Annotated in this window: 19 protein-coding genes; 12 read left to right on the top strand and 7 right to left on the bottom strand. The window is 51.3% G+C overall.

Annotation, left to right across the window (positions count from 1 at the left end; all coding sequences use genetic code 11):
- Window positions 1-91: 91 nt before the first annotated feature.
- The 4 genes from GK091_RS10410 to GK091_RS10395 form a co-directional block, all read right to left on the bottom strand.
- Window positions 92-694 (bottom strand): NifU family protein, encoded by a 603-nt coding sequence (locus tag GK091_RS10410; RefSeq protein ID WP_164037052.1) that lies wholly within the window; start codon window positions 692-694, stop codon window positions 92-94.
- A 152-nt stretch (window positions 695-846) separates the two neighbouring features.
- Window positions 847-1,149, bottom strand: coding sequence for a 50S ribosomal protein L27 (rpmA, locus tag GK091_RS10405; protein ID WP_164037050.1), 303 nt, complete (start codon window positions 1,147-1,149; stop codon window positions 847-849).
- 89 nt (window positions 1,150-1,238) lie between these two features.
- Window positions 1,239-1,556, bottom strand: coding sequence for a 50S ribosomal protein L21 (gene rplU, locus GK091_RS10400; protein ID WP_164037047.1), 318 nt, complete (start codon window positions 1,554-1,556; stop codon window positions 1,239-1,241).
- A 114-nt stretch (window positions 1,557-1,670) separates the two neighbouring features.
- Entirely contained in the window at window positions 1,671-2,120 is a 450-nt protein-coding gene (locus tag GK091_RS10395) for a PaaI family thioesterase (RefSeq protein WP_164037045.1), read from the bottom strand.
- Between the two features lie 130 nt (window positions 2,121-2,250).
- On the opposite strand from GK091_RS10395, the gene GK091_RS10390 reads away from it, so the two are divergent.
- From GK091_RS10390 to GK091_RS10360, 7 genes are all read left to right on the top strand, one after another.
- Complete coding sequence (locus GK091_RS10390; RefSeq protein ID WP_164037044.1) at window positions 2,251-3,015, top strand: phosphosulfolactate synthase; 765 nt, start codon at window positions 2,251-2,253, stop codon at window positions 3,013-3,015.
- A gap of 13 nt (window positions 3,016-3,028) precedes the next feature.
- On the top strand, window positions 3,029-3,682 hold the full coding sequence (locus GK091_RS10385; RefSeq protein WP_164037043.1) for a DedA family protein: 654 nt from the start codon (window positions 3,029-3,031) through the stop codon (window positions 3,680-3,682).
- Window positions 3,683-3,685: 3 nt separating this feature from the next.
- Window positions 3,686-4,435, top strand: a complete 750-nt coding sequence (locus tag GK091_RS10380; protein WP_164037042.1) for a shikimate dehydrogenase family protein — start codon at window positions 3,686-3,688, stop codon at window positions 4,433-4,435.
- Between the two features lie 183 nt (window positions 4,436-4,618).
- Window positions 4,619-4,903: a putative quinol monooxygenase gene (locus tag GK091_RS10375; protein WP_164037041.1), complete on the top strand. Its 285-nt coding sequence runs from the start codon at window positions 4,619-4,621 to the stop codon at window positions 4,901-4,903.
- Between the two features lie 55 nt (window positions 4,904-4,958).
- Window positions 4,959-6,143 (top strand): N-acetylglucosamine-6-phosphate deacetylase, encoded by a 1,185-nt coding sequence (gene nagA, locus GK091_RS10370; protein ID WP_164037040.1) that lies wholly within the window; start codon window positions 4,959-4,961, stop codon window positions 6,141-6,143.
- A gap of 566 nt (window positions 6,144-6,709) precedes the next feature.
- Entirely contained in the window at window positions 6,710-9,664 is a 2,955-nt protein-coding gene (locus tag GK091_RS10365; protein ID WP_164037038.1) for a TonB-dependent receptor, read from the top strand.
- Between the two features lie 68 nt (window positions 9,665-9,732).
- On the top strand, window positions 9,733-10,185 hold the full coding sequence (locus GK091_RS10360) for a hypothetical protein (protein WP_246202190.1): 453 nt from the start codon (window positions 9,733-9,735) through the stop codon (window positions 10,183-10,185).
- Between the two features lie 76 nt (window positions 10,186-10,261).
- On the opposite strand, the gene ribD is transcribed toward GK091_RS10360, so the two are convergent.
- Window positions 10,262-11,284: a bifunctional diaminohydroxyphosphoribosylaminopyrimidine deaminase/5-amino-6-(5-phosphoribosylamino)uracil reductase RibD gene (ribD, locus tag GK091_RS10355; RefSeq protein ID WP_164040701.1), complete on the bottom strand. Its 1,023-nt coding sequence runs from the start codon at window positions 11,282-11,284 to the stop codon at window positions 10,262-10,264.
- Between the two features lie 116 nt (window positions 11,285-11,400).
- On the opposite strand from ribD, the gene prmC reads away from it, so the two are divergent.
- From prmC to GK091_RS10335, 4 genes are all read left to right on the top strand, one after another.
- Entirely contained in the window at window positions 11,401-12,249 is an 849-nt protein-coding gene (prmC, locus tag GK091_RS10350; protein WP_164037033.1) for a peptide chain release factor N(5)-glutamine methyltransferase, read from the top strand.
- Window positions 12,250-12,327: 78 nt separating this feature from the next.
- On the top strand, window positions 12,328-13,299 hold the full coding sequence (locus GK091_RS10345) for an AAA family ATPase (RefSeq protein ID WP_164037032.1): 972 nt from the start codon (window positions 12,328-12,330) through the stop codon (window positions 13,297-13,299).
- A gap of 32 nt (window positions 13,300-13,331) precedes the next feature.
- Complete coding sequence (gene msrB / locus GK091_RS10340) at window positions 13,332-13,841, top strand: peptide-methionine (R)-S-oxide reductase MsrB (protein WP_164037031.1); 510 nt, start codon at window positions 13,332-13,334, stop codon at window positions 13,839-13,841.
- Window positions 13,842-13,909: 68 nt separating this feature from the next.
- The gene (locus GK091_RS10335; RefSeq protein ID WP_164037029.1) at window positions 13,910-14,503 is read left to right on the top strand and encodes a transposase; all 594 of its coding nucleotides are present in this window, start codon (window positions 13,910-13,912) and stop codon (window positions 14,501-14,503) included.
- 98 nt (window positions 14,504-14,601) lie between these two features.
- Here GK091_RS10335 and GK091_RS10330 read toward each other — a convergent pair whose 3' ends face one another.
- Both GK091_RS10330 and GK091_RS10325 read right to left on the bottom strand, forming a co-directional pair.
- Complete coding sequence (locus tag GK091_RS10330) at window positions 14,602-15,663, bottom strand: NAD-dependent epimerase/dehydratase family protein (RefSeq protein WP_164037027.1); 1,062 nt, start codon at window positions 15,661-15,663, stop codon at window positions 14,602-14,604.
- 76 nt (window positions 15,664-15,739) lie between these two features.
- The gene (locus GK091_RS10325; protein WP_164037024.1) at window positions 15,740-17,695 is read right to left on the bottom strand and encodes a KUP/HAK/KT family potassium transporter; all 1,956 of its coding nucleotides are present in this window, start codon (window positions 17,693-17,695) and stop codon (window positions 15,740-15,742) included.
- Window positions 17,696-18,096: 401 nt separating this feature from the next.
- On the opposite strand from GK091_RS10325, the gene GK091_RS10320 reads away from it, so the two are divergent.
- Window positions 18,097-21,159, top strand: coding sequence for a TonB-dependent receptor (locus GK091_RS10320; RefSeq protein WP_164037023.1), 3,063 nt, complete (start codon window positions 18,097-18,099; stop codon window positions 21,157-21,159).
- Window positions 21,160-21,467 lie beyond the last annotated feature (308 nt).

Below are 21,467 nucleotides of genomic sequence, written 5' to 3'. Positions count from 1 at the left end.
GATTAAGCGGTATCATAAAACGGGGAAGGTCGATGCTAAAATCTGGCGATTCTGGCAACGACCTTCCCCGTTTTACACAATTTATGGTCGATTACACGCCCTCTGCTTCAACCAGTTTTACTTCAGGAACCAAGCGGGTCAGCAGATTCTCGATGCCCGACTTAAGCGTTAGTGTCGATGAAGGGCAGCCACTGCAAGAGCCTTGCAACAAGACTTTTACCGTACCGCTTGGCTCATCGAATGAGTAAAAGCTAATCGCGCCCCCGTCTGACTCAACGGCTGGTTTGATGTATTGATCGAGGACCGCTTTGATTTTCTGAACCGTTTCAGAGTCCACCTCCAGTTTCGTGGAATTCGTGTCCATCGTCCGCTGCGAGAAGACAGGCTTCTGTTCGCCAAAATAATCTTTCAGAAAGAACTTGGTTTCGAAAACGACTTCGTCCCAGTCCGTTTCATCGTCTTTGGTGATCGTCACGAAATTACCCGAGATAAATACCCGACGCACAAAGTCGAACCCAAAGAGAGCCACGACCAGTGGTGATGCTTTCCCATCGACGATGGCATCGGCAGGCGTAGCATAATCGAAGGATAACCCGGCAGGAACGAGTTCGAAATTAACGACGAACTTCATCGAGTTCGGGTTTGGGCTGCCTTCGGTAAATATGGATACGGGACGGCTTAGTGTAGGATTCATTCGTAAGAAGGTTTTCTGTTTATACGTTACCGCTTTCGGTCGGTAGCATTGGCAGTCGGATAACAGTCATACTGTTTTTTTAGTTTTTGCCCACAAAAAAACCCGCTCGGCGCATAGCCAAACGGGTTTCTTATCACGTACTCACTGCTGTACTAGGCGGTGGCTACTTCAGCTACGGGAGCTGTTTCAACGACCGAAGGACCAGCAGGAACGATATCGACGTATGAACGGCTGCTACGGCCGGGACGGAACTTTACGGTACCATCAACCAGCGCGAACAACGTGTAGTCTTTACCCAGACCAACGTTTTTACCGGGGTGATGTTTCGTACCGCGCTGACGGACGATGATGTTGCCGGCAATAGCCGACTGGCCACCGAACAACTTCACACCCAGGCGTTTGCTGTGCGAATCGCGGCCGTTTTTGGAACTACCTACACCTTTCTTGTGTGCCATTTTCTTTTAGGAATTAGGAGTGAGAAATAAGGAGTGAAACGAAGGTCTGTTACGACATCAGTTCAGTCTCCCGACTACTGACTACTAGTTTACAGAGTTATATCTTCGATTAGAACTTTGGTCAAATACTGACGGTGACCATTTTTCTTTTTGTAGCCTTTACGACGTTTTTTCTTGAAGACGATTACTTTTTCGCCTTTCAGGTGTTCAACGATTTTGGCTGATACCGTCGCTCCTGCGACAGTTGGAGCACCAATGGAGATGCTTCCTTCGTTGTCAACAAGGAGAATTTTCACCTTGTCGGAGGCAAGTGCAGCGTCCACATCGCCCTCTAACCGGTGGGTATAGATGGAACGACCCTTCTGGATCTTGAATTGCTGCCCTGCGATCTCTACGATTGCGTACATGTTTTTTGTATGAAATTGGAAATGAGGTGCAAAAGTAACGCATTTTTTGCACACGCGCAATACTTTGTCACGCATTGATTACCGCAAACCAGTCGGCCATCCAAACCTCGATTTCTAAACAGGCAACTTAACCGACGTCTGGATTAGATTAGTGGCACATTTGGCAATGAGTTTACCATCGGCAGCCACGATCCGGCCTTCGCCGTGGACAATATTTTTTCCGGCACGAATTATTTCCGCCGTTGCCGTCACGATGTCGCCTAGTCGGGCCGCGTGGAGAAAATCGATGTTCAGGTTTACCGATGTGTACGCGTAGTCACGACCGAGCGTAAAGACCGTAGCCCCGACAAGATCGTCCAGAATGCCAGCGGCAGCACCACCGTGCAGCACACCCGCCGGATTGGTTAATTCTTCACGAATTGTGTACTCAACGACCAACCGGCCATAGTCGGCGGCCCGGATTGTTCCTTTCAGCCAGCGGCCAAAGGGTGAAATGCTGCCACTCATATCCTTACCGATCTGTGAGCGAAAGAAATCAAGACGAGGGTTTATCAAATTGTCCATATCCAACAAAAATAGTACGAAACTAAGCTATACCCGTACCAGACGCTACTATTTATGGACTTTCTTGGGAGGTTATCAGTACTTATACTACTTTTGGGCGATTTTAAACATGCCTATTGGATCATTCGGAATGAATTATACGCTTACGCAGATTCCCGATCGTACCGCCAAGCCGCGCCAGAGCGGGCTGACCATGGTAATGGACAAGGGATTAAGCCTGCGCGAAGTCGAGGACTTTTTGTCCACCTCCGCTGGCTACTCAGACATCATCAAATTGGGCTGGGCAACCTCTTTTGTTACCCCCAAACTTCAGGAGAAACTTGATATTTATCGGGAAGCGGGCCTGCCGGTCTACTTTGGCGGAACGCTCTTCGAAGCGTTCGTTGCCCGTAATCAGTTCGACGACTACCGGAAGCTGCTGGACCGGTATAAAATGGAGTACGCTGAAGTATCAGATGGTTCCATTGAAATGCCGCAGGACGAGAAGTGCGAATATATTCGGACACTGGCTACGCAGGTGACGGTTCTGTCGGAAGTTGGCTCCAAAGATGAAGCCAAGATTATTCCGCCCTACAAATGGATTCAGCTAATGAGGGTTGAACTTCAGGCCGGTGCCTGGAAAGTGATCGGAGAGGCTCGCGAAGGCGGGACTGTCGGGCTGTTCCGGTCGAGTGGCGAGGTACGGCAGGGACTGGTCGAAGAGATTCTGACGCAGATTCCGTCCGAGAGCATTTTGTGGGAAGCTCCGCAGAAAGAACAACAGGTATGGTTTGTTAAGCTTCTGGGCGCTAATGTCAATCTCGGCAACATCGCTCCTCACGAAGTTATTCCGCTGGAGACGATCCGTCTGGGATTGCGTGGGGATACATTCAGTCATTTTTTAAACCAGCTTTAGCGGTACGCTCATTATGGAACTCATCAAATCGCTGCTTGATTTTCTGCTTCATCTGGATCGTTACCTCGATGCATGGGCCAACGATTATGGCGTGTTGCTGTACGCGATTCTGTTCCTGATCGTCTTTACCGAAACAGGATTGATCGTTATGCCTTTGCTACCGGGCGACTCGCTGCTTTTTGCAGCTGGTGCCCTGGCGGCCCGCCCAACCAACGACCTGAGCGTCTGGGTCATTATACCGCTGCTCATCGTTGCGGCACTTATGGGCGACAATGTCAATTATTTCGTCGGTAAGTTCCTGGGAACGAAGATCAAGTCAAGAGAACGAATTCTGTTTTTCAAACGAGAATACATCACCGAAACCGAGAAATTTTACGAAAAATACGGTGGCCGGACGGTGATCATTGCCCGTTTCATTCCTATTGTTCGGACCATTGCGCCATTTGTAGCCGGAGCCGGTAGCATGAGCTATGGCACGTACCTTCGTTTCTGCATTATCGGAGCCGTAGTATGGGTTACCAGCATTGCTTTGCTGGGCTATTTCTTCGGCAACTTCCCGATCGTGCAACGGAACTTCGAACTGGTCGTATTCGGTATCGTTGGATTATCCATCCTGCCCATTATTGTCGGTGCTTTGAAAAAGCGGTCCAGCACGCCAACTGTCTAACCTATGACCCGTTACGGCCTGATCGGCTTTCCGCTTACGCACTCGTTTTCGCAACGCTACTTCACTGAAAAGTTCGAACGCGAAGGTATCGCGGATTGCCGGTACGATCTGTTTGAGATGCCTGATGTGGCGGTCTCACTGCCCGATTTGCTGAAAACGCCGGGACTGCGCGGGCTGAACGTAACGATTCCGCATAAGCAAGCCATTTTTCCGTACCTCGACCGGCTGGATTCATCAGCTGAAAAAGTTGGCGCGGTCAACGTCATCAGGCTCGAAACAGATGGTACCAAAACTGGTTACAACTCGGACTATTACGGCTTCCGGCAGTCATTGACCGACTGGCTGGCTTCTTTGGGCCGCCCGGTAGCGGGTTTGCGTGCGCTGGTTCTGGGCACGGGTGGCGCGTCAAAAGCCGTACTGGCGGCACTTTCTGATTTGGGTATTTCGTACAACGTGGTGTCGCGAACGAAAACTGCCGATACGTATTCGTATGATGAACTGCCAGCGGTAATTGCTGATTACCAACTCATTATTAACTGTTCACCCGTTGGTACGCACCCACGTACCAACGAAGCACCCGCCCTCCCCTACGATCAGCTTACAGACCAGCATCTGCTGTATGATCTGGTCTATAATCCCGCCGAGACGCAGTTTATGAAGCGCGGTTTGGAGCGTGGGGCCGCCGTCATGAATGGTTACCAGATGCTTGTGCTACAGGCCGAAAAAGCGTGGGAAATCTGGCAATCTATGTAGAGACCGGTCCGCCGGTGCGCAACCCCTTGCGTCTCATGCGCGGCAGCAATTATCGAACAAAAGAAGTCGAAAGAGTTGCTGGCGCACCTAATGGCTGACGCGCATGAGACGCAAGGGGTTGCCGCACCACCGCCGATGCGGCATTCCGACCGGTCTCTACATGAAACGATAAATTCTACGATTATGCCACTCAGTGTTTTTGCCATTATCACTGCAAAGCCCGGCTCCGAAGCGGAGTTACGGACAAGTTTGTCTACACTCGTTGCCCAGGTTCGGCAAGAAGATGCCTGCCTGCTTTATGAGCTCTTCGAAAGTACCGAACATCCCGAAAAGTTTATCATGCACGAGCTATGGACCGATGCCGCCGGGCTTCAGGCTCATGATCAGATGCCTCACATGATCGAGTTCGGGAAGAAGGCAAAAAACTGGCTGGCCGGTCCGGTCGAATTGATTAAAGTAGAAAAGTGAGCCTGACTATAAAATTCTGCCGGTTATTTAACGGTAGCCTTTTACATTCGCGTTCATGCAGGCAATCACATTCCAGAACGCCACCGTTTTTACTGGCGAATCGTTTCTTTCAGGCGCATCTGTTCGCGTCGTCAATGGGCAAATTAAAGAAGTTTCAGAGACAGCCCTTACCGTAGGGGCAGACGAATCAGCGCCCATCGACCTCGATGGTGACTACCTGATTCCGGGACTGATCGATTTACAGTTGTATGGCGGCTCGAATCTGTTCCTGAATGATATACCGACGCCCGAAACGGTTCGGCACATTTACCAGACACACGCCAGTAACGGCACGACCACCCTGCTGCCAACGATCCATTCGACCTCGCTCGATATCATGCAACAGGCGATGGCCGCCGTCCAGACAGTTCGGGCGGAAATACCCTACGGCGTGCCGGGCATTCACCTCGAAGGGCCTTATTTCAACCCGATCAAGCGCGGGGCTCATAGCGCGGCTTTCGTTCGTACACCAGCCGAAGGTGAACTGGAAGCGTTATTCAGCACCAACGCCGACGCGATCCAGATTCTGACGCTCGCGCCCGAAATTCTGACGCCCGAGCAGTTAGCTACGATTCATCGGCTGAAACACCCCAATACCCTACTTTCACTGGGACACAGCAACGCGACTTACCAACAGGCGATGGCGGCTTTCGGGAACGGCTTTCCGCTGGCAACCCACCTCTATAACGCCATGCGGGGTTTCGAAAGCCGCGAACCGGGTATTGTCGGGGCTATTTTTGACCATCCCGCCGTCAGGGCCAGTATTATTGCCGATGGGTATCACTGCGATCCGGCCGCCATCCGCATCGCTTACCGACAACTGAATCAAAGCAATGGACCGGAACGACTTTTTCTGATTTCGGATGCGTTATTTGCCAATCCGCCCCGTCCCGATTTCTCGCTGGGTGAATTTGTTGTCCATTTTGAACCCGACACCAACGGACCAGGTCGCTATGTAAATAACGAAGGAAAGCTCGCGGGTTCGGCCCTCACGCTGATTGACTGTGTCCGGGTCGCTGTTGAACAGGCGGGAATTCCACTAACGAACGCCCTGCGAATGGCTTCGCTTATACCGGCTAAGATTATTGGCATGGGCAGTCAATTGGGGAAAATACAACCGGATTACGTAGCGAATCTAGTGCGACTGGATAAATCGCTCACGGTGCAAGGCGTCTGGCTATCTGGCGAAGCGTATCAATAAAATCAGTATTCCCATAAAAGCGGTCATGGTACGGGTTGTCAACCTCGTTATCATGACCGCTTTTGCTTGACCTGACCGGACTGATTTCAGCGCTAAGTATTTTTACTCCCCAACCCATTTCAGAGATTTCTGTCTACAAAATATCAGTTAGTCTTCTCTATTTTGTATTTTTCCCTTATTTCCATATTATATTTTAAAAAATAGTTGACACGCGTTATTTAAGTTGGCATATTTGACTTATTACAACACAATGATATACAAAAAGTACGCGTAACACTATCTCGTCGCTGCTTATAGGCCAAGACAACGCAATAGCTAAACAGCCTCTGACTTAGCCTATTGTTCTTCACCCGTTATACGCTATAAAAACAGTTGGAAGAATCGCAAAAGCGCCTTCCCTGGCTAGTTATTGCCCATTTTTTTCAGGTTTCTTTCCCACTATCTATCGAGTTCAAATCCATGCGATACAGCACTTCGATCCAACACCAAGTAATCGCTACCCATCAATTAACTCAATGCCCAATTGCTTCCATGACCGTTTTTTTTACGTTAATCAACCCGAACAAATGAAAAGAAAACTACGTAGATCTACCACCCTGCCAATGCTGATCGTCATGCTCGTCCTGACTGCTCTATGCCCTATGGACGCCTGGGCACAGGCCAGGAAGATCACCGGAAAAATCAGTACCAGTGTTGGCTCCGAAGCCCTGCAAGGCGTCAATGTCCTGGTAAAGGGTAACTCAAGAAAAGGGGCAATCAGCGATAGTCAGGGGCTGTTCTCCCTGGAAGCGACGCCCAATGATGTTCTTGTTGTCAGTTTCATCGGTTTCAAATCGAAAGAAATAAAAGTCGGAAACGAGACCAGTTTTACGATCGCCCTGGACGAAGATGCAACCCAACTGACGGAACTGATCGTGACAGGAACGCGTAATGTCGGACGTACCCTCATCGAATCGCCAGTGCCGGTAGATGTCATTTCGATCAAGGATATTATGGGTTCTTTACCCCAGATGGATCTGGCCCAAATGCTGGCCGTCGTTGCGCCCAGCTTCAACGCCGTCCGGTCGCAGGGGGGCGATCTCAATTCGCACGTCGATCCGGTTCAGCTCCGAAACATGGCTCCGAATCAGATCCTCGTGCTTGTCAATGGAAAGCGACGCCATACCTCGGCCTTACTCATCACCGAAACAGCCGTAGGGAGCCCGTCTACCACTGTCGATTTGATGACCATTCCTGTAGCGGCCATTGATCGGGTCGAAATTCTGCGGGATGGGGCCGCTGCGCAGTACGGCTCCGATGCCGTGGCGGGTGTGGTGAACATCATCCTCAAAAAAGGAACGAATAAACTGACCGGTAGCCTGACCGGTGGCGGTTATGCGAACACAGGTGGCCAGGCGGGTGATCTGACTAAATCGGGCAAACCCGACGGTTTCAACTATCAGTTCGATGCAAACTACGGCTTCAAGATCAACGAGAAAGGCTATTTCAATATTTCCGGCCAGATCACGCAACGCAGACCGACCTTGCGTCCGTTCGTCAATGACTGGGGCTTCTTTGATAAGACTTATCTGAACAACCTCCGAACCGACAAAAACGGCAATCCCGTTATTACGAATCCCGAATTGATTAGTGCGCAGGCTGCCGGAAACACGTCGCAGATTACCGCGCTGACCACCGAAAGCGGACTAATGGCCGCCCGTGGGTTGACAAAAGCCGATTTCGCCGTGTACGCCGGGATGCCTGCCATTACGCTGGGCAGCACGTTTTACAACGCGGGTTATGAGATCAATCCCACAACAACGATCTACAGTTTCGGCGGGGCATCGTACAAATATCTGGAAGGGTTCTCCTGCTATTTCCGGCGACCCTCGCAGACCGATCGCTTCAACTATCTGCTATATCCCAACGGATTCAGACCGCAAATGACGTCGAACACATCGGATATTTCGAATACCGTTGGCATCAAAAGTAAGGTAGGCGACTTTAGCGTTGACTTCAGCAACACGTTTGGAAAAAATACGATGCGGCTGGGTATGGTGAATACCTTTAACGCGTCGCTAGGCTCCAACTCGCCGGTCAATATGAATCTGGGAACGCACCAGTTTTCGCAGAACTCGACCAATATTGACCTCTCCCGCTATTTCAAAGGGGTAATGAACGGCTTAAATATCGCGTTTGGCGCAGAAATGCGGGTTGAGAACTACAAGATTATCAAAGGCCAGGAGGAAAGTTATTCGTACGGAAACGCGGGCATACTGACAGTCGTGAAAGACGGATTGCTCGTTGGGCCAGATGGCAAACCGCTGGAAGATGCCAGCAGCACACCAATTGTCGATGCCAACGGAAAGCCGTTGTCAGTATACGCTGGCCAACAGGTAACGGTAAAGTCACTATCATCCAATTGCCAGTGCTTTGCCGGTTTTGGCCCCAAGAACGAACGGAATGAATTCAGAACGACAATGGCCGCTTACCTGGACGCCGAACTGGAACTCACCCGGAAGTTTTTACTGGCCGGTGCCTTTCGGCTGGAAAACTACTCGGATTTTGGTGGGGTAACGATCGGAAAACTGGCCGGTCGCTATTCGCTGTCGAAAACGCTGTCCATTCGCGGATCGATTGCCACCGGCTTCCGGGCTCCGTCGCTTCAGGAGTTGAACTACACCCACACGGCCACGGCTTTCGTACCGGATGCCAATGGCATTCCGCAACCCCTCGACGTGACCACCTACCCGACCAACAGCACAGCGGCCCGCGTGTTGGGCATCAAGGGGCTGAGACAGGAACAATCGCGTACTTACGGTTTTGGCTTGACCTATCAGCCAATGCAAGGGTTTGAGGTGACGTTGGATGCGTACCAGATCGATGTCGACAACCGTATTTTCAGAACCAGTTATTTTAACGCGAGTGAGGTTGGCAATAATTATGGCGAAGTGATTGGCGATGGCGAAGCACAGTTTTTCGTCAACGGGGCCGATGTACGCTCAAAGGGTCTTGAAGCTGTTGGAAACTACACCCTCAATCTACGGAGAGGGCAGAGCGTCACGTTCAGCCTGGCGGCTATCTTCAGTAAGAACACGGTCCTCAACCGGAAAACCCTGAACCTGAACGTCGAGAACCTTACGCCGGACCAGGTTGTGGGTAAATACCTCAGTCGTGATGTGGTCGGTCAGTTTGAAACGGGAACGCCCCGAACCAAGCTGATCGGTTCGGTGGTCTATCGGGTTAATAAATTCAACGCGATGCTGCGCGGCACCTATTATGGGTCGGTCACCGAGCGTTCGGTCTCCTCCGATAATGACGGCAATTTCTACGATCAGACCTTTTCGGGGCAGGCAATTTTTGACCTGAGCCTCGGTTACGACCTGAATCGCAATATGAAAGTATCGATCGGAGGCAGCAATATTCTGGATAAGTACCCGCAGATACTCCGGTCCGAAAATCAGGGTTTCTACCTTTATTCGAACAATCAGCAGGGTTCCAACGGTGCGTATTACTATGGCCGTGTGTCGTTTAACTTTTAACTGCTCTCCAAGCTATGCGTATTTTTAACAAAAGAAATAGTATTCCTGTCCTGGGCCTTCTCCTGTCCATGCTTGCCTTACTTAGTTCGTGTGAGCAGAATAAATACGAGCCGAACACCAATGTAGCGCCCGGCGGAGGCACAGTAACGACCTACAAATCGTACACGCTGACTTCGGCGACGGGAGCGACGGTTTACGGGCGGGTGGTGTTCTACAAGTACAGCTCGTCGGTTACGCTTGTCGAAATGGGTCTCTACAATACGACCAGTGGCACAACGTATGCCTCGTCCATCTATCAGGGAAAGCTCGCTGAAAGTTCGGCTACTGTGCTCAAGCCGCTTGGTTCCATCAGTGGGGCCACAGGCGAATTCTCCGGCAGCAAGTTCTACACGATTAACGAAGCGGGTTTCTACGACAAGCTGGCTAGTTATAGCGCCAATGTAAAAATTATGGCGGGTACAGCGATGGTCGCCAGTGGCAATATCGGCATCAATGCTACGCCTGTTGCCCAGTCGCAATAAGGATTAGGTTCTATGTACGGAACGAGGCTTCATCGGATTGATGAAGCCTCGTTTCATTTTGTGGCTAGTGCTACGGTCAAGGCTTGTACAGCGTCAGTTCATCGTTTCCCACTCGTTGTCGGCTCACAAGGGTGCCTCGTACTCTAGGTGCCGGTATGCCTTCACCAAGTACGGTCTGACTCCGGAATACGCGCAGTTCGTCCCAGCGTCCAGCCTCCATGAACGATTGCAGTAACGTGGTCCCTCCCTCAACCAGTACCGACTGAATGCGCCGTTCGTACAGATCAGCGAGTAGTTGCGGTAATAGTGGCTTATCGGGGTCAAGCTGCGCATAGATCGTCTGATCAACCGTTTCGCTTTTTAGCAAATTGTAGGCTATCGTCGGTTGCGTATTATCGAACAAATTCAGATCTGCCGCCAACTGGAGCTGTTTGTCAATGACGATACGCGTTGGATTACGGCCCGGTACAAGGCGGACATTGAGCCGGGGATTATCGGTACGGGCCGTGTTGGTACCGACCATGATCGCATCTTCTTCCGATCGCCACCGATGCACCAGCCGATGCGACAGCTCACCGCTGATCTTGACGGGTTTCCCGCCCGCTCCGGCAATAAATCCGTCGGCGGTTTCTGCCCATTTCAAAATGATATACGGACGCTGCTGCTCAAAGAAAGTAAAAAACCGAGCATTCAATTCCCGGCCCACGTTAGCCAGCATTCCGGTTTCGACCAGGATACCGGCATTGTGTAATTTGGCGAACCCCTGTCCGCCTACCAACGGATTGGGATCGTCGTTGCAGCAGACGACGCGTTTTACCCGCTTTTCGATGAGCAAATCCGCACAGGGCGGCTGTTTTCCATAATGCGAACAGGGTTCGAGCGTTACGTAGGCAGTACTGTCGGGTAAACGATACTCGTCTTCGGGCTTTACCGATAAAATAGCGTTGCGTTCGGCATGGGCCTCGCCATAACGCTGGTGCCAGCCTTCGCCAATGATTCGACCATCGTGCTCAATAACACAGCCAACCAGTGGATTTGGGCTCACATGACCCCGGCCAAGCGTGGCTAATTCGAGGGCACGACGCATAAATTGTTCCATATCGTGTAGCTTGCGGCTGAAGGGTTTTGGTTCGTCGGCTACGATCAGTACCGCGACCGACGACCGATAAATCACAAACTTCTTTAGTTTTACGTAAAATTACCAGACTTGACCCAATGGCCACCGCCAAACCACTCTATCAACGTTTAAGCAAAAATATTACAGCCTACCCACCCGAAGAAGCGCGGGAGATGGCGTTTATGCTGCTCGACCATTACTTCGGCCTGCGCAAGACCGATGTTTTAACGGATAAACCATTACCCCCAAACCGAACCGAACCGGATTGGTTCAAGATTCTTGAGCGACTGAATCGACAGGAACCGATCCAGCACGTCATTGGCACGACCATTTTCTGCGGACTGGAATTTGAGGTATCCCCTGATGTATTGATTCCCCGTCCTGAAACCGAAGATCTCGTACGGCTCATCATGCACGACTTCGCCGACCGCACCGAGGACGTACCCATCGTGGACATTGGCACGGGCAGTGGCTGCATTGCCATTACGTTATCGCGCTTCCTGCCCCAATCGGTCGTAACCGGCTGGGATGTCTCCGAAAAAGCCCTGACGCTGGCCCGGCATAATTCGCAGAATTTAAACGCCGATGTTACGTTTTCGATTCAGGACATCCTGCAAATACCAGCCGATTTTCCGGGCAAGTTCGATTGCGTTGTCAGCAATCCGCCCTACGTAACCCGGTCGGAAGCCGCCGATATGAACCAGAATGTGCTGAACTATGAACCGGATCTGGCCCTGTTTGTCGAAGATAACGACCCGCTGGTGTTTTATAAGGCGGTTGCGGATTTCTGCGTTCGCCATCTGACGAAAGACGGGGCTTGTTACGTTGAGATCAATGAACGGTTTGGCGACGATACGCGGCAGGTATTTGCTGATCGGGGCTTTACCAGAATCCAGGTTTATAAAGATATTCACGGCAAGGACCGAAGCATTCGGGCCACGTTTTAGGGTTATGGAATCAGGTTTACCAGCTACGACAACCGAACCCGTTCGATGGTATACCTGGTGATCGGCAAACACACATCGATGCAAGCAACGTCTTTTACCTATTACACCAAAATTCGCGAGGTATTCAACGAGATGAGCCAGGTCGTGGTTGGGCAGGAGCGACTGCTTAACCGGCTGCTCATCGGCCTGTTTACGGGCGGGCACATTCTGCTCGAAGGCGTTCCTGGACTTGCCAAAACGCTAACGATCAATACGTTGGCAAAAGTACTGGAACTGGATTTCCAACGCATTCAGTTTACGCCCGACCTGCTCCCCGCCGATCTGATCGGGACCATGATTTTCAATCAGAAAACGTCAGAATTTGAAGTGAAGCAGGGGCCAATCTTTGCCAACCTAATTCTGGCCGATGAAGTCAACCGATCTCCGGCCAAAGTACAGGCAGCGCTATTGGAGGCCATGCAGGAAAAGCAGGTTACGATCGGCGAAGAAACGTTTGTGCTTGACCGGCCTTTTCTGGTGCTGGCCACGCAAAATCCGGTTGAGCAGGAAGGGACGTACCCGCTGCCCGAAGCGCAGGTCGACCGCTTCATGATGAAGGTATTCGTCGATTACCTGAACAAGGAGGAGGAACTCGAAGTGATGCGCCGGATGTCGAACATGAATTTCGATTACGAAGTGCAGCCGGTTCTGGGCAAGGAAGATCTGGCAGCTATCCGCAACGAGATCAACGGCATCACGATTTCCGAGACGCTGGAACGGTACATCATCGAACTGGTCTTTGCTACCCGCCGACCCATGGAGTACAACCTCCGCGACGAGGCCCGGTACATTCAGTATGGGGTGTCCCCGCGCGCCAGTATCAACCTGAATCTGGCGGCCAAAGCCCTCGCTTATTTTGACCGGCGCGAATATGTGTTACCAGAAGATATTAAGGAAGTAGCTCCGGACGTGTTCAACCACCGGATTATGCTCAATTACGAAGCCGAGGCCGATGGCGTATCGACCTTGCAGGTGATCGAGTCAATCCTCAGAAAAGTAGCCATTGGCTGATCGAGTGGCACTCTGGCTACCCGGCGATTTCTATGAAGCAGACCCGTTTTTTTGTTTTCGCTGCGATCATCGTTGTAGGGGCACTCTGGTTATACGGCACCTATTTCGCTACGCCGAGACCACCGCATAAACCACCTCCGGGAACAACGTCACCAAACGGTCGACGGGTTGAGAAGACTGATGCCGAATGGCGATCCCTTTTGACGCGATCGCAATACAACATCACCCGCGAACGAGGCACCGAATGGCCCAACAGCAGCGAATTGACGCACGAGCACCGAAACGGTGTTTACAACTGTGTATGCTGCCAGAATCCCCTCTTCCGCTCATTAACCAAGTTTGACTCACGGACAGGCTGGCCGAGCTTTTACGCGCCTGTTGTACCAAATGCACTGTATACCGAACCTGATGGGAACCGGAGCGAAGTCCGCTGTTCAGTCTGCGACGCGCATTTGGGCCATGTATTTACGGACGGCCCCGAACCAACCGGGCTGCGCTACTGCATGAATGGGACTGCACTGGCGTTCATTCCCGCGAAGTGATAGGATCGATTGATTCGACGTATTGGTTTCACAGGATTACTATTTGTAATCGACACGTCTCAATGGTCATGAACGTCGAATCAGGCCAGCTTTATCACGTTTACAATCGGGGAAACAATCGACAACGTCTTTTTTTTCGTCCTGAAAACTATCTCTATTTTCTGCGGAAGCTTCGCAAGCATCTATTGCCCACGTGCGACCTGCTCGCTTACTGCCTGATGCCCAATCATTTTCATTTTCTGATTGCGACGTTTGACGAGAACAGCCCGTCAGGTGTAGACAATGCATATGGATCTGACGTTTTCAGGATAAACCAGGCCATTGCCGTCATACTCCGTTCTTATACGAGAGCTATAAACATCCAGGAGTGTCGAACGGGCTCTTTACTTCAGCAAGAAACAAAAGCAAAATGGCTTGACAAGAATCAGTATGTAGCTGCCTGCTTACATTATATTCATCAAAACCCAATGCGAGCCAGCTTGAGCGAACGGCTGGAAGACTGGCCTTATTCGTCGTATCTGGATTACGCTGGCCTGCGCAACGGTACACTTTGCAATCAACAGGTAGCCCGTTTAGTATTGCCGGTAGATTTTGACAACTTCCTTGACGAGAGTTTTCAGGTTATCGACCCGGATCTCTTGAAGGAATTAAGATTCAGTTAGGGGGGTCGTCTTGCTCACTACTCACCGGGTGACTTTTTGAGTCACCCGGTGAGTAGTGAGCAAGACGACCCCCCTAACCCAAATTATAAGCTAAACTACTACTTCAAAATCGGTTCCAGCGCAGCTCGGTTTTCGTTGAGCCAGTTGTGGATGTCAGTCACGATTTCGCGAACGCCGAGCTGTGGTTTCCAGCCGGTCAGGTTGGTGACGTTCGTATTATCGGTAATATACAGCCGGATATCAGCGGCCCGGTTTTCGGCTACCTCTTTGATCGGAATCGTTTTGCCAGTCACTTCCTGACAGATTTTTGTCAGTTCCTGCAACGACGCGCTGCTTTCCACGCCACCACCCGCATTCAGGATTTCGCCGTTGACTTTGTCCAAATTGTGTAACTCCCAGTCGATCAATCGGTACAGATCGTCGATGTGTAGCATGTCGCGGGTTTGTTTACCCGTTCCGCCGTAGCCAATATAGGCCAGTTGCTGTTCGAAATAGTGCTTGGCAATCCAGAGTACCATCACGCCCTGATCAACTTTACCCATTTGCCAGGGCCCCGTAATCACGCCACACCGGTTGATAACGGTTTTCAGACCATAGAACTCATTGTACTCCTGAATGATCAGTTCCGACGCAAGTTTCGTGGTACCGTACAGCGACCGGGCACCATCGAGCGGGAAGTTCTCGGCAATACCGCGTGACGATACACCCGGCACGGGCTGGGCGTCGGTCAACACGAACCGTGTCTCGGCTTCCTCGAAATTCAGCGTTTCGATCGTCTTGATCGGATAAACGCGACTTGTCGACAGGAAAATAAAATTGGCTTTGTGCTTGAGCGCGAAGTTCAGGCAGTTGACCGTACCGAACAGGTTGGTATTGATGAGATAATCGGGCGTTCCGTCCAGACCAGCCAGAACCGATGGTTCTGCCGATGCTTCAATCACCGTATCGACAGCCGGTATTGAATCGAAATCTTCCTTGCTCCGAATGTCGCCGTGGACAAACTCAATTCCAGCGGCTCTGAGCCGTGACAGACTCAATTCAGAACCGCGTCGCTTCAGGTTATCGAGCGCAAATATCTGGTAGTCAGGATAGTTTTTCTTGAGTGCAATGGCTATCGATGCACCAACAAATCCGGCTCCGCCGGTAATGAGGATTTTCATAAGAAATGAGTATTGGAATGATCACTATGATTTGATTGGCGCTGGTAGGCGTTCGTCGCTTCTTCCTGATCACTCATTATTGGGAGGCAATGCGTTTTAGTTTAACGTTTTCGACCGGTCGGATAACCAGCGGTACTTTTTCAATCTTGACCGAGCTACTATCCAGTCCAAACCAGCGGTCTTCGGAGGTGGTAAAGCCTTTTATATTGAAGTAAAGGTTCATGATAAACCGTTCGCGGACAGGTAGTTCGTTTTCGAACGAGAGAAATTTTTCCAATACAACGAAGCGGAAGTCACCGATCACGTTCTGGCCACGGAGCGATTCGTACCGGCTGGTAATATCCACCTCCTTATTTTTTACCATGTCTTCGATCACTTTACGGAAGAACAGGTTGATGCGCTGCTCGACCCGGAACCCGAGCTTAAAAGTCACTTTATAGGCGTCATCCGGCGCAATGGTGTTCACTTTATACTCCATCGTGTACGGATCATCGGTGGTATCGACGTGGACAAACCAGTAGATATCAGCGCGTTTGGGCCGTTTCTGGAAGATCGAATAAATGACTTTCGATTCAATTTCCGACTGACGGGCCGCATTGCTCATGAAGACCAAGTGAGTGGCATATTTGGGAATACTAATATCGCGACTCAGCTCTTTGATGGCCTGCACATAATGATCGATCCGGACGTATTCCGTCAATCGGAGTTTGATCTGGAACGCCTGTAACCAGATATACATCACACTCGCAATTGCCAAACCGATCAGCAGAGACACCCAGCCACCGTGCGGGAATTTAATGAGATTGGCCACCAGAAACGAGCCCTCGATACCCAGATAAACCGTCAGAAAGAGGACAACACCCCACGCCTGGTACTTCTTGGTATACAAATAATACGACATCAGCAACGTGGTCATCAGCATCGTCAGCGTAATGGCCAGACCGTAGGCCGCTTCCATATTCGACGATTCGCGGAAGTACAGCACGACCCCAACGCAACCGGCCCAAAGCAGCATATTAACGCTTGGCACATAAAGCTGTCCCTTCTGAACACTGGGGTAACGCAGCCGTACTTTAGGCCAGAAATTCAGCCGGATGGCTTCGCTGATGAGCGTGAATGACCCACTGATCAGGGCCTGACTGGCAATAACCGTGGCCGCCGTTGCGATAACGATCCCGATTGTCAGGAACCAGGGCGGCATGACTTCGTAGAACGGAATACGCTCTCCCAGTTTTTGTCCTTCCTGACTGATCAGCCACGCACCTTGCCCGAAGTAGTTGAGTATCAAACACGTTTTGACGAATACCCAGCTCACCCGAATGTTTGACCGACCGCAGTGCCCCATATCGGAATAAAGTGCTTCGGCCCCTGTTGTACAAAGGAATACGGACCCCAGTAACCAGAAACCGCCGGGATATTCGACCAGCAGCCACCACGCATAATACGGATTGAGTGCAGCCAGAATGCCGGGAGCATGAGCGATCTGAACGATGCCCAGCGTGCCTAACATCACAAACCAGATCAGCATGATCGGGCCAAAAGCCGTACCGACCACACTTGTTCCAAAAGCCTGTATGAGGAACAGAACCGTCAGGATTGCAATGACTATTTTGATGATCAGAACTTCCGTTATGCCCGGATAGATGAGCCGAAGCCCTTCTACTGCCGATGACACCGAAATTGGCGGGGTGATAATACCATCGGCAAGCAGGGCTGAACCACCGATAATGGCCGGTAGCGTGAGCCAGCGGGCATGTCGGCGTACTAACGCATACAGCGCAAAAATTCCCCCTTCACCCCGGTTATCAGCGCGTAGAATTAAGATTACATATTTGACAGTGGTTTGTAGTGTTAGTGTCCAGAATACGCAGGAAAGAGCACCCCGCACAATATCGGCTCTGATGATGTTTCCTGCCCCAATGATGGCCCTGAGTGTGTACAGGGGCGACGTACCAATGTCACCATAAATGATCCCCATTGCTACCAGTAAACCGGCAGCGGTGACAGTGTCTATATGCTTCTTGTCTTCCATAAAATAGGCTTGCGCCCTTTCCGTTTACCAGCGGGTCAAAACGGGGCAAAGATAGCCCATGTTTATGTTCATTAGCGTTGATTGATACGAAAGTTACAATTTTGTCCGGCGTTAATGAAAACAAAATACCAAGCCATTGCGTAGGGTATACGTGAATTAACGGAATGACCCGATGGTAGGCAGTTCGTTTGTCCATTCTTGACTTGTTTCAACCGCCTTTTATTTCTCCTGTTCGCTTGCTCTGGCACTGTCCGTAGGCGCGTTTTTGTGAATCATGGACTCCCGGCGAAACCACTACGCAACGCGGTCGGTTAGTACAATTGGTAGCGCGACTAATCCTGGCAACGGTACAGGTGTCAGGATGCCGTTACCCATTCGTTTAGTTAATCAAAAAACAACCTATGAGAAAACTTTCCCTTTTCTGGTTCCTGCTGAGCCTAACAGGAACTGCTTTTGCCCAAACTACCGATCTGGACGTGAGTGTTCGGGAATTGACCCGTCAGCAGACGGTCGCCGGGCAGACGGTCTACCTCGACAATGCATCCATTGGCCTGACCACCTCCGCGCAGACGGATGCCAATGGTAAAGTTCTCTTTCGGTCGCTTCCCCTGAATGGTACCTACCAAGTCTATACCAAAGAAACTACCCAGTATGCCGAAAGTAAGGCCGAAGGAATCGTTCTTCGCGCCAATTTCCGCCGGAGCGTCACGTTGTTTCTACCCACCAAACGCGAGATCAACCTGACGGAAGTGAACGTCCGAAGTACGAGTGCATCGCGCATCAACACGATCAATGCCGAAGTCTCCTCCGAACTGGAAAGCAAAAAGATTGAGGAGTTGCCCGTTGAAGGCCGCGACATTACCCGCGTTTTGTATCGGTTGCCGAACGTCAGTCAGGCGACGGGTTTCTTCGCCGAAGCACCCAACGTAAGTATCAACGGCTCGAATGGCCTTTTCAACAACTACATGATCGATGGCATGGACAATAACGAGCGCTTTCTGGGCGGTCAGAAATTTGCCATTCCGGTCGGATTTACGCGCAATGTGACAGTGCTGACCAACAACTACTCCGTTGAGTTTGGAAACGCGGGCGGAGGTATCATCAACATTACCAGTAAATCGGGCAGCAACGAAACGACCGGCGAAGTCTTTCTGTTAAGCCGCCCCGGTTCGGTGATCGATGCGCAGACGAGTTATCCTCTACGCGATCTGTCCGGAAATCAGGTGAAAGATGGCTTTGCGCGTTATCAGGGCGGGTTTGGCATTGGTGGCGCACTCGTCAGGAACAAAACGTTCTACTACCTGAACGCTGAACACACGACCGATGTAAAAGATAATCTGCTCACATCACCGCAACTGGGCGTTAACGAAACGGTGCGTGGCACGAATCGCTTTACTTATATTTCCGGCAAACTGGACCAGTTCTGGACGGATCGTTTTAAATCATCCCTGCGGGTAAACATTGGGCAGGTCGCTATTGGGCGGCAGGCAGGTGGCCTTACGGGTGGGATCGCTTTTCCATCGGCGGCCAATGCGCAGGATCGCAATTCGCTGCTGATTGCCTCCCGAAATACGTACACGACCAGCCGATTTGCCTCCGAAACGAACATTCAGTACAGCAGTTTTCGCTGGAACTATGCGCGGGCCATTAATCCGAACAGCCCCGACGTAACGGTTCTCGATCCGACCGGCCAGAGCATTGCGTACCTCGGCCATCCCGGCTATCTGTTCGATTCGCACGAGAATACGATCCAGGTGCAGCAAAAGGTTTCGTTTTATCGCGGCAACCACACCATTCGGGCGGGGGCAGAAATCATCAGCGCACGGCATCGGCTTTTCGGTGGCGGCAACCCGAACGGCAGCTATACCGTTCAGTTAACGGCCAGTCAGTTAGCCGCGCTCCGCGAACGCAATCCCGGCGTTGGGCTAAGCCCGGCAGACATTCCGGCTGATGCCAGGGTACTGGGCTATTCGGTGGAGTTGAGACCTGCTTCGTTCGGCACGACGCAGACCATTTATACGGCTTATGTGGAAGACCAGATCACGGCGGGTCCGCGCCTGAACCTGACGCTCGGTCTTCGCTACGATTACGATAATCTCTCGAAGGGGGGAGCGGCTACGGGCGATTTCAACAACCTGGCTCCCCGCGCCAGCGCCAATTACAAGCTGACAGGCCGTTCGGCCATACGCGGTGGGGTTGGGCTGTTCTACGACAAGATTCTGTACACCATTTACAGTGACGCCCTTCAGCAGAACAACACCGGTACGGATTTCAAGCGTCAGCTACAATATTTTGTGGACAGGGGTAGTTTACCCGCCAACACGGACCTCAACCGCGTGACGTTCGATGGCAATCAGAGCGTCGGCCCCGGCTATAACAGCGCCGGCCAGTCGTTCGGTTATTTGCAGGGTCCATCGGCGGCTTCCTTTGCCGGACAGCGCAATACGTTCAGTGGCGAGCGTCGTATTCTGAATCCCAACGGTTACCAGGATCCGTATACGTTCGAATCGACGCTTGGCTATCAATACCAGGTGAGCGACAAATTACTGGTCTACGCCGATGCGGTCTATAACGAGTCGTACGACCTCTTCCGAACCACCAACCTCAACGCGCCGTCTGCCTGGGATTATTCGCTGAGTGCTCAACAAGGTATTGCCCGCTCGACCAATGCAGCCAACCTCACCCGCCCCGTCCCGATTGCCAATGGCGCCGGAACGATCGACGGGCAAACCCTAACCGGTGTAGCTCAGAGTGTAGTAATGACGGAAGATAAGGGACGTTCCCGGTACACGGCATTAAGCCTGAACGTACAGAAAGAGCGCGCCAACGACGTCTACGCCTATCGGCTGATCTACACGCTTTCCCGATTGTACAACGATACAGAAGATGTCAATTTCCGCGCCATGGACGCCAATAATTTTTCGGCCGAGTGGGGACCATCGGTCAATGACCGGCGACACATTATCAACGGGATTTTCAATTATTACGTCAGTCAGCGGTTCACAGCGACCCTTGCGGCCTTGCTCCAGAGTGGCCAGCCGATCAATCGGATTCCAGACGGGTCACGGTACGTGATCGTGGATCAGACAGGAAAATCCGTTCTAACTGCTAACGGCAACCAATTGACCAGCAGCGATCTTAACGGTGATGGCAGTGCCTTTGGCGATACCTACAATGGGAGTACAGACCGTCAGCCGGGCGAGAGTCGCAATTCCGATCGGTTGCCCTGGTCAAAAGTGGTCGATCTGAGCCTTCAGTACAATTTGCCGGTTGGCACCAACACCCGACGAGTTGAAATTCGGGCGGATATTTTCAATGTGCTCAACACCAATAACCTGAGCGGCTACCCGAACAACGCCACCCAAAGCAACCAGATCCAGGTGGGCCCGCGCGGCAGCGGTATTGTTCAGCGCAATGCCGGACCGCCCCGCCAGTTTCAGTTTGGGGTACGTTATTTGTTTTAACACAAGTCCATTTGCTGAGACCTACTACCTGGAAAGTCCATTCTTTCTGAGGAATATGATCGACAAAAAGACCTTATAAGCGCAGAATCGACCCTTTTTTCAAAAAACATCAATAAAAACAGCTGCCTGAAAATCCAAAGTCAATAGTGGTTCGTATGTACGACATCCAACTATCAAAAGCATTATAACAGGTTTTGTTTAATTAGGTGTGTTTGAGCAGACGGTCCGTTCCATGAGCGGACCGTCTCTTTTTTGTTCGGTGGTAGCGTTTAGCAAGTAGCTTGTTTCACAGGCACTGTTTCGTATTT

This window comes from Spirosoma agri (genome assembly GCF_010747415.1).
GTDB classification, from domain to species: domain Bacteria; phylum Bacteroidota; class Bacteroidia; order Cytophagales; family Spirosomataceae; genus Spirosoma; species Spirosoma agri.
This window is presented reverse-complemented; position numbering and strand designations above follow the sequence as displayed.

Bases quoted from the DNA above. Each gene is read 5' to 3' on its own strand.
- GK091_RS10410 (WP_164037052.1), bottom strand. From the start codon at position 694: ATGAATCCTACACTAAGCCGTCCCGTATCCATATTTACCGAAGGCAGC.
- rpmA (WP_164037050.1), bottom strand. From the start codon at position 1,149: ATGGCACACAAGAAAGGTGTAGGTAGTTCCAAAAACGGCCGCGATTCG.
- rplU (WP_164037047.1), bottom strand. From the start codon at position 1,556: ATGTACGCAATCGTAGAGATCGCAGGGCAGCAATTCAAGATCCAGAAG.
- GK091_RS10395 (WP_164037045.1), bottom strand. From the start codon at position 2,120: ATGGACAATTTGATAAACCCTCGTCTTGATTTCTTTCGCTCACAGATC.
- GK091_RS10390 (WP_164037044.1), top strand. From the start codon at position 2,251: ATGAATTATACGCTTACGCAGATTCCCGATCGTACCGCCAAGCCGCGC.
- GK091_RS10385 (WP_164037043.1), top strand. From the start codon at position 3,029: ATGGAACTCATCAAATCGCTGCTTGATTTTCTGCTTCATCTGGATCGT.
- GK091_RS10380 (WP_164037042.1), top strand. From the start codon at position 3,686: ATGACCCGTTACGGCCTGATCGGCTTTCCGCTTACGCACTCGTTTTCG.
- GK091_RS10375 (WP_164037041.1), top strand. From the start codon at position 4,619: ATGCCACTCAGTGTTTTTGCCATTATCACTGCAAAGCCCGGCTCCGAA.
- nagA (WP_164037040.1), top strand. From the start codon at position 4,959: ATGCAGGCAATCACATTCCAGAACGCCACCGTTTTTACTGGCGAATCG.
- GK091_RS10365 (WP_164037038.1), top strand. From the start codon at position 6,710: ATGAAAAGAAAACTACGTAGATCTACCACCCTGCCAATGCTGATCGTC.
- GK091_RS10360 (WP_246202190.1), top strand. From the start codon at position 9,733: ATGCTTGCCTTACTTAGTTCGTGTGAGCAGAATAAATACGAGCCGAAC.
- ribD (WP_164040701.1), bottom strand. From the start codon at position 11,284: ATGGAACAATTTATGCGTCGTGCCCTCGAATTAGCCACGCTTGGCCGG.
- prmC (WP_164037033.1), top strand. From the start codon at position 11,401: ATGGCCACCGCCAAACCACTCTATCAACGTTTAAGCAAAAATATTACA.
- GK091_RS10345 (WP_164037032.1), top strand. From the start codon at position 12,328: ATGCAAGCAACGTCTTTTACCTATTACACCAAAATTCGCGAGGTATTC.
- msrB (WP_164037031.1), top strand. From the start codon at position 13,332: ATGAAGCAGACCCGTTTTTTTGTTTTCGCTGCGATCATCGTTGTAGGG.
- GK091_RS10335 (WP_164037029.1), top strand. From the start codon at position 13,910: ATGAACGTCGAATCAGGCCAGCTTTATCACGTTTACAATCGGGGAAAC.
- GK091_RS10330 (WP_164037027.1), bottom strand. From the start codon at position 15,663: ATGAAAATCCTCATTACCGGCGGAGCCGGATTTGTTGGTGCATCGATA.
- GK091_RS10325 (WP_164037024.1), bottom strand. From the start codon at position 17,695: ATGGAAGACAAGAAGCATATAGACACTGTCACCGCTGCCGGTTTACTG.
- GK091_RS10320 (WP_164037023.1), top strand. From the start codon at position 18,097: ATGAGAAAACTTTCCCTTTTCTGGTTCCTGCTGAGCCTAACAGGAACT.